The organism is Candidatus Obscuribacterales bacterium (assembly GCA_036703605.1).
Lineage (GTDB): Bacteria > Cyanobacteriota > Cyanobacteriia > RECH01 > RECH01 > RECH01.
In genome coordinates this window covers 1-6,637 of record DATNRH010000170.1, presented here as the reverse complement: position 1 = coordinate 6,637, position 6,637 = coordinate 1, and the positions used below count along the sequence as shown (strand labels likewise).

General features: G+C 51.4%; 8 protein-coding genes and 1 riboswitch. Of the genes, 4 read left to right on the top strand and 4 right to left on the bottom strand.

Annotated features, from left to right (window positions below):
- The 4 genes from V6D20_03520 to V6D20_03505 all read left to right on the top strand — a co-directional run.
- Positions 1 to 1,039 (top strand): DUF5357 family protein (locus V6D20_03520; protein ID HEY9814863.1); only part of this gene is annotated, 1,039 nt, incomplete at its 5' end.
- 99 nt (positions 1,040 to 1,138) lie between these two features.
- On the top strand, positions 1,139 to 1,918 hold the full coding sequence (locus tag V6D20_03515; GenBank protein ID HEY9814862.1) for an ABC transporter permease: 780 nt from the start codon (positions 1,139 to 1,141) through the stop codon (positions 1,916 to 1,918).
- The gene (locus tag V6D20_03510) at positions 1,908 to 3,053 is read left to right on the top strand and encodes a hypothetical protein (protein ID HEY9814861.1); all 1,146 of its coding nucleotides are present in this window, start codon (positions 1,908 to 1,910) and stop codon (positions 3,051 to 3,053) included. Before V6D20_03515 ends, V6D20_03510 begins: the two co-directional genes overlap by 11 nt.
- Before the next feature lie 117 nt (positions 3,054 to 3,170).
- The gene (locus tag V6D20_03505; GenBank protein ID HEY9814860.1) at positions 3,171 to 3,533 is read left to right on the top strand and encodes a thioredoxin family protein; all 363 of its coding nucleotides are present in this window, start codon (positions 3,171 to 3,173) and stop codon (positions 3,531 to 3,533) included.
- A gap of 324 nt (positions 3,534 to 3,857) precedes the next feature.
- On the opposite strand, the gene V6D20_03500 is transcribed toward V6D20_03505, so the two are convergent.
- The 4 genes from V6D20_03500 to V6D20_03485 all read right to left on the bottom strand — a co-directional run.
- Positions 3,858 to 4,148, bottom strand: coding sequence for a hypothetical protein (locus V6D20_03500; GenBank protein HEY9814859.1), 291 nt, complete (start codon positions 4,146 to 4,148; stop codon positions 3,858 to 3,860).
- Between the two features lie 403 nt (positions 4,149 to 4,551).
- Positions 4,552 to 4,737: a DUF4278 domain-containing protein gene (locus V6D20_03495; protein ID HEY9814858.1), complete on the bottom strand. Its 186-nt coding sequence runs from the start codon at positions 4,735 to 4,737 to the stop codon at positions 4,552 to 4,554.
- A 37-nt stretch (positions 4,738 to 4,774) separates the two neighbouring features.
- Positions 4,775 to 4,877, bottom strand: a riboswitch (Glutamine riboswitch).
- Positions 4,878 to 5,071: 194 nt separating this feature from the next.
- Positions 5,072 to 5,677 carry an NYN domain-containing protein gene (locus V6D20_03490; GenBank protein HEY9814857.1) on the bottom strand — a complete coding sequence of 202 codons (606 nt, stop codon included), beginning with the start codon at positions 5,675 to 5,677 and terminating at the stop codon, positions 5,072 to 5,074.
- Between the two features lie 105 nt (positions 5,678 to 5,782).
- The coding region (locus tag V6D20_03485) for a methionine--tRNA ligase (protein HEY9814856.1) at positions 5,783 to 6,637 on the bottom strand (855 nt) is incomplete at its 5' end.

Sequence of the window (6,637 nt, the reverse complement as noted above, 5' to 3'; positions counted from 1 at the left end):
GATTCGGAAACGGGTGCGTCCGCCGGATCCATTTTCTTGGCAAACGTTAATTTTGCTGAGCCTCTTTTCATGGCTCATTTCCTTGCTCATTACCACGCCCATCGTGCGGGATGTCTTGGCGACCATCGGCTGGATTTTTCTCTCCTTGGGCATTGGCTGGGCAACCGTTGACATAAAATTCTCGATTCTAGGGTTCAAGATCTATCCCGGCCCTTGGCTAACAGCGGGCATGGTTCTGGGATTGATCTATGCCTGGGATCTGATTAGCCTGGAAGTCATGCTGGTGCTTTGGCCCATGACCACAGCAGCGATCGCCACGATACCTCTCTATCTAGCTCCGGGGCCCAAGCTGCGAGTTCCCAAGGTGGGCGATCGCCAAACGATTGTGATTGTAGCTCTGTCCCACGCTCTCATATCCTGCTGGGTTGGCCTTTTCCTAGTTGTACAAATCTGGATCCAGTTTTACCCCAGCACCTTGTCCGATTCATTTGAAAACAGTGCCTTCGTCGTCAAGCTGTCCTTTGATGTTGTAGGCGATACGCGTCGTCCAGCCATCGGGGTGCGCCTTTTGGAATCTGCCGAACGTGAACTGCGCCAGCAGCTTGAGTCGGGTTCATGGAATGATGCTGTTCGTTGGTTGATGAACAATAATAATGAGTTTAAGCAGTTACAGGAACAAGTATTGCAGCAGGTGATGCAAGCTAGCGCGGCTGAGGATGCTCTCTCCCGATCGAAAGAACAAGAGCTTTGGGACTTTGGCACAACTCGCCCTCGGCAGTTGCCGTCTACGTCCGATGGCTACGCGATCACCTTCCATACTTACTGGTATGGGCCAAGTTCCAACCCAGATGGTTTTCGCCTCAGCCAAACTTGTCAGGTGATCGAGCGCGGGGAGGCAGAGCGGCTTGATCCTGATCGCACCAGCCCCTTCCGAGAACTGCCAAATTTACTCGACGAAGATCTAGAGAATCGCCCAGAGGTCGTCATTCGCTGTGAGCCCATGGGGGCCATGGAATATTTAGACAGGAACGCTCCCTAAAGCCCTCCATCCTTTCTCAATTTTCTCGGATGAAGCGATCGCTCCGAGAACAATGGGTGGAATACTGAAAACCAGACCGCTTCTCTTAGGAGGAAGACTGTGAACGTTGGACGGGTATTGGTGATTGCCAGTAATGTGTTTCGAGAAGTGATCCGCGATCGCATTCTCTACTTACTGGGATTTTTTGGCATCTTGCTGTTGTTAGCCAATCTACTGCTACCAGAAGTGGCGGCTAGTACAGAAGACAAAATGCTGCTAGACGTAGGACTAGGAGCGATCGGCGTCACGGGATTGGTGGTTGCCGTATTTGTGGGCACCGGCTTGGTTAACAAGGAAATTGAAAAGCGTACCGTGTACGTCCTCACGGCGAAACCGCTCACGCCGGCCGAGTTTATTCTTGGTAAACATGTGGGTCTATCCGTCGTCTTGGCTGTCATGGTGACAGTGATGACAGCGATCTACATTGCCACCCTCTCTCTGAACCAAATTGCATTTCCCCTCGACAGCATCCTGTTGGCGGTGCTGTTTCTGTTTCTCGAACTTTGTTTGATGACCGCGATCGCCATTTTATTTGGCGTGTTCACCAGCTCGCTCCTGGCGGTCTTCCTCACCGTGGCGGTCTATCTCATGGGACACCTAAGCCGAGATCTGGTGTTGCTCACGGAATTGTCAGAGAGTCCCAACATTCAGCGGATTACAGAATCGATGTATTTGGTCTTGCCCGACCTATCACGACTCGATCTCAAAAATGTGGCGGTCTACGGCATGGATCTTCTGCCCCAGCCCCTAGAACTCTGGAGCAATGCCGGTTATGGGCTGTTGTATATCGTGCTGACCCTAGCGATCGCTACGGTGGTCTTTTCTCGCCGTGAATTCTAGCGATCGCCTCGGAGAATCCAATGTCAAGGAAGGAGCTGCCTGCTTTCAGGTGGGCAACGCTTTCTTTCGTCCCCAAACGCGGGTCGTACGCGACCTAGGCGTACTTATGGCCGCCCTGCATCGCCAGCAAACAGGGCGGCTACGGGTGTTGGATGCCATGGCCGGCTGTGGGGTGCGATCGCTGCGCTATTGGCACGAGAGCGACGCAGACTGGCTCTGGGTGAATGATGGCAATCCCGATATCCACCCCACCCTCAACGCCAATCTTCAGTCCTTGCTAGAAGCTGGACGGGGACAGGTGACCCAGGAAGAAGCCAACCGCGTTTTTTTCACCTGCCATCTCAAGAAGGACTACTACGACTTGGTAGATATAGACGGGTTTGGAGCCGCCACTCCCCATCTCAGCACCTGTCTCTGGGCTACAGCCATCGGTGGTCTCATCTACCTCACCAGCACCGATGGCCGCACCGCCACCGGGCATCTACCCACCCAAAGCCTTCGCTCCTACGCTGCCTATGCCCGCAGCCATCCTGCCGCCCACGAGCAAGGGCTACGTTTGTTAATCGGCAGCCTCCAGCAGCAGGCCGCCGCGCGCAATTTAGGCATCCGTCCCCTCTTTTCCCTGTTTACCGGTGAAACCTATCGCGTCATGGTGCGGCTGTTGCCTAAACCCATGCTCACCGATCAAAACTATGGATTCCTAGGTTACTGTCATGGCTGCGGTGACTACCAAACCGTGTCCTGGCGACGGCTGGGGCGGGTGTCCTGCCAGGCCTGCGATCGCCCTCCTACTCTCACAGGGCCTCTTTGGCTGGGATCACTGCATGATCCTGCCACCTTGACCGCCTTGATCGACCTAGCCGACCAGTGGCAATGGAGCGATCGCGCCCATCTATTGCGGCTGATGGCGGCAGAAGCCACGATGCCGCCCTATTTCTATCGCTTGGGGGATATTGGTCAACAAGGGCAGATGGATATTCCCAAGCGATCGCACCTCATTCAGGCGCTCCAGACCCAAGGCTATAGAGCCACTGCCACCCATCTTCATGCAGAGGCGATTAAAACCGATGCCAGCTTGGCGATTTGCGTGGCGATCGCCCGATCCATCACCGGATCTTTGCCTTCACCCAACTAAATTTCTAAAAGATTTTCGAATTGATTCATCAGAACATGACGGAATAGCGTATTATTCGCGGCAAACAACCGATAGAATGATCCCAGAGCAAATTTAAATAAAAAACTTAGAGGGATCATGGCGTTAATTGTTGACGAGAAAACCTTTGTTCCGGAAGTCCTGGATGCCTCAACCCCTGTCTTAGTAAATTTTTGGGCCCCTTGGTGCGGTCTCTGTCGATTGGTGAGCCCGATGTTGAATCGTCTCCATGTCGAATCAGAAGAAGCTATTAAATTGGTGAGCATCAACGCCGATGACAATTTACGTCTTGCCAATACCTACCGCCTTACCAGCTTGCCCACCATTATGGTGTTTCGCCATGGTCAGGTCATTTACCGCCTAGATGAGTTCAAAACCCATGATGAACTCCGCAATTCCATTCATGAGTTGCACACCACGTTGTTGAGCCAATATGCCCTAAGCTACGGCTACTCAATTTAAAATCATCTGCTTAATCAAAAGGCTGCGGCCGCTATATCACTTGCCCAGAGTGAGCGTCTGTTGGGGTTTAGACTTCACAATCGCTGAGTCTGGTCAACACAAGCGTGGGTCAGAGGACTAGTCCTCTGACCCACATTTTGGTTTCACCGTGACTTCGATAGCGTGATCGCTTCACCATCCTCTAGGGTTTGGAATGGGATCAATACTGTTCGAGCTGAGCCCGTCGAAGCCCAGCCCCCCCATCCTTCGAGCAGATCAGGATGAACGAAGGGGCTGATGATGGTTGTCGCATCACGTGGTTTCAAGTCTGATAGCGTCTATGCATTAAGGCACCGGCACCGGTTGGGGCGATCGCGCCCCAGTACGCCATTGCTCAAGACTCACTACCTTATCATCGCGATGAGGATGGGATACATCCCGATCACGAGGCTGTTCTGGTGCTACGCCCTCCGCCACCTGCCAACCCGCTTGGTCGAGCTTAAATGGGCTGCCAGACATCACGAATTCATAGCGAGGGCAGTAGATGACCACCATGTTCTCATTGCTCATGCGAACTTGGCACAGCCCCCAATCGACACCGTTGCAGGTTACTTGTTGTCCAACCGTCCACTTCATAGGTCACCTTAAGTCATGTCATTTGGGCACGGAATGGTATCTCCGCAGAAAATACGTGGGGGCCACGTGTTGCATTTGGTATGGATAGTGTCTAACTCTAGGGGATGGAGTCGGAACCTTGGATCCTAGTCGTGAGCGATCGATCCCGCGAGTTCTTATAGCCATTGCCACACGGGCTAAGACCCTTAGAAACCCGGAAGACCTTCAGAAGACCTTCAAACGTTTGACCGTTTACCTAGGACATGTCTCAACCAGACTGGCCATAGCTATAATCCATGCCCCTCAAGCTACCCTGCGCCTTACACAATAAAAAGCATCCTAGTGAGATGCAAGGATGCTTTTACGAATTGTCAAGAATAGCTACATGTAACCCGCTTGTATAGAAGCAGGTTATACATCAGTACTAGGCATGATGTAGCGTGTGGGCTCCTCGATAGATTAAATCAAGGGTGGGAAGTTGCACAAGCGGCTGTGATACTTTCCGGAATCGAATGTCAAGTCCCCGATACTTGCCAACAGCCTCTTTGCTGTTGTAGCTCACTTGAGGGGGAGTGTAGTCGTAGGTAACGCCGCGATATGAGAGTTGCATGGTTTCGCCTCCAAGAATAGTCTGTAGAGTGTTAAGAGGCGCGTTCCTTCAGGATAAATCCTTACTTCCGTCTCCCAGCCGCTGGTGCAAATCTAACATAAACCTCGATTTACTTGAGCTGAACAGGAGAGATGAACGATTTAGTTTCTGTATCCATCATTACGGTTATTTAGATTTCTGTCAAGGAATGAGTCATGAAAGCTTGATATGGGTTGAGTATGCCCCCAAGTCTGACGTTGTTAGATCACACCATTCGGTATTCCATCTACGTCACGGGTTAACCAGCATTCAGAGCGTGAGTGCTGGTTATAGAAAGACCTAGGGGCTAGTCTCGTTATTCTTCGTCTGGATCATCCACAAAACCAATGCCTGAGAGTGGGCGATAGGTGTAGTTATGGCGCGGTGTTTTTTGGATATCTTCCTTGATGCCATCCAGGTCAATATAGCGATCGGCAACATTAATGAGACTATCGCTGGTCATCGATCGCAAGCTGACGACCTCCACCCGCACTCCCCGATAGCTGACTGCATCGACGGCGTAGGCCAGATCCCCATCGCCACTCACCAACACAGCGGTGTCATAGGCTCCCACCAACGCCATCATGTCTACAGCTATTTCTACATCTAGATTGGCTTTCTTAGAACCATCGGGAAGCTGTACCAAGTCTTTAGAAATGACGCGATAGCCATTGCGCCGCATCCATAGCAAAAAGCCCTGCTGTTTTTCATTGGTGCGATCAACACCGGTGTAAAAGAAAGAGCGCAGCAAGCGAGAACCGGCGGTCAATCGGCAAAGCAGCTTGGTGTAGTCGATTTCAATGCCCAGTTGCAATGCCGCGTAGAACAGGTTAGAGCCATCAATAAAAATGGCTACTCGGCCCCTATTTTCTAAAACTTGCTCTGGCGTAAATACAGAGTCTTTCTCAATATGATCAAACATTGTTATGCCTCAGTTGTTATGAAGAAGAGCAGAGTTGCTCAAGGGTTAATAAAACAGTAGATTTGAAAAACTCACGACCAGGATAGGTTCCAACGATGCACACCCTTAAGATGGGGTAGATAGTTCGGGGGTAGCCAGTTGCTGGAAAATGGGCTGGGGTTCGCCGAGCGTTTGTTTAGGGGGGAGACAGCTCCAAACGGTGTGGAGAGGGAAGGGAGCGATCGCCTCTGCCTCTGCTTGGTTAAAGTCAAGGGTGTAACCTAGCTGCTGGTAAACGGCATTGCTAATGCCGGGGATGATGGGAGATAGAAGGTAGGCTGCTAGGCGAGTCGATTCCAACACACTGTAAATGAGTTGATCAACATCAGCTTGCTTCCCTTCTTTAAACAATGCCCAAGGAGCTTGATCATCAATCAGCTTGTTGCTAGCACGGGTCAACGACAGGACTAACTCACAAACGTGGCTGAAGCTTAGACGGCTGTAGGCTAGGGACACCTGTTGGGCCAGATCGATCCCCTTGGATTTGAGTGGATGATCGGCAGCGATCGCCCCCACGTCAATGTCTGGAACCTTACCATCACAATACTTCTTAGCCATTTTCAGGGTGCGATTCAGCAGATTTCCCATATTTTTGGCAAGATCTGCGTTAAGCACATCGACGAAGCGGATTTCGCTAAAGTCTCCATCTTTACCAAACTCAATAGCCCGCAAAAAATAGTAACGAACGGCGTCCGCTCCATAACGGGTTACTAGATCAACGGGATCAAGCGTATTGCCTAGGCTTTTACCCATTTTCTGCCCATCTTTAGTGAGAAAGCCGTGGCCAAACACCTGACCAGATACAGGCACCCCTGCCGACATCTGCATAGCGGGCCAATAGACCGCATGGAAGCGCAGAATATCTTTGCCAATTAGGTGGATATTGATCGGCCACCAGCGCTTCAGGGCATTGTCTAGGGT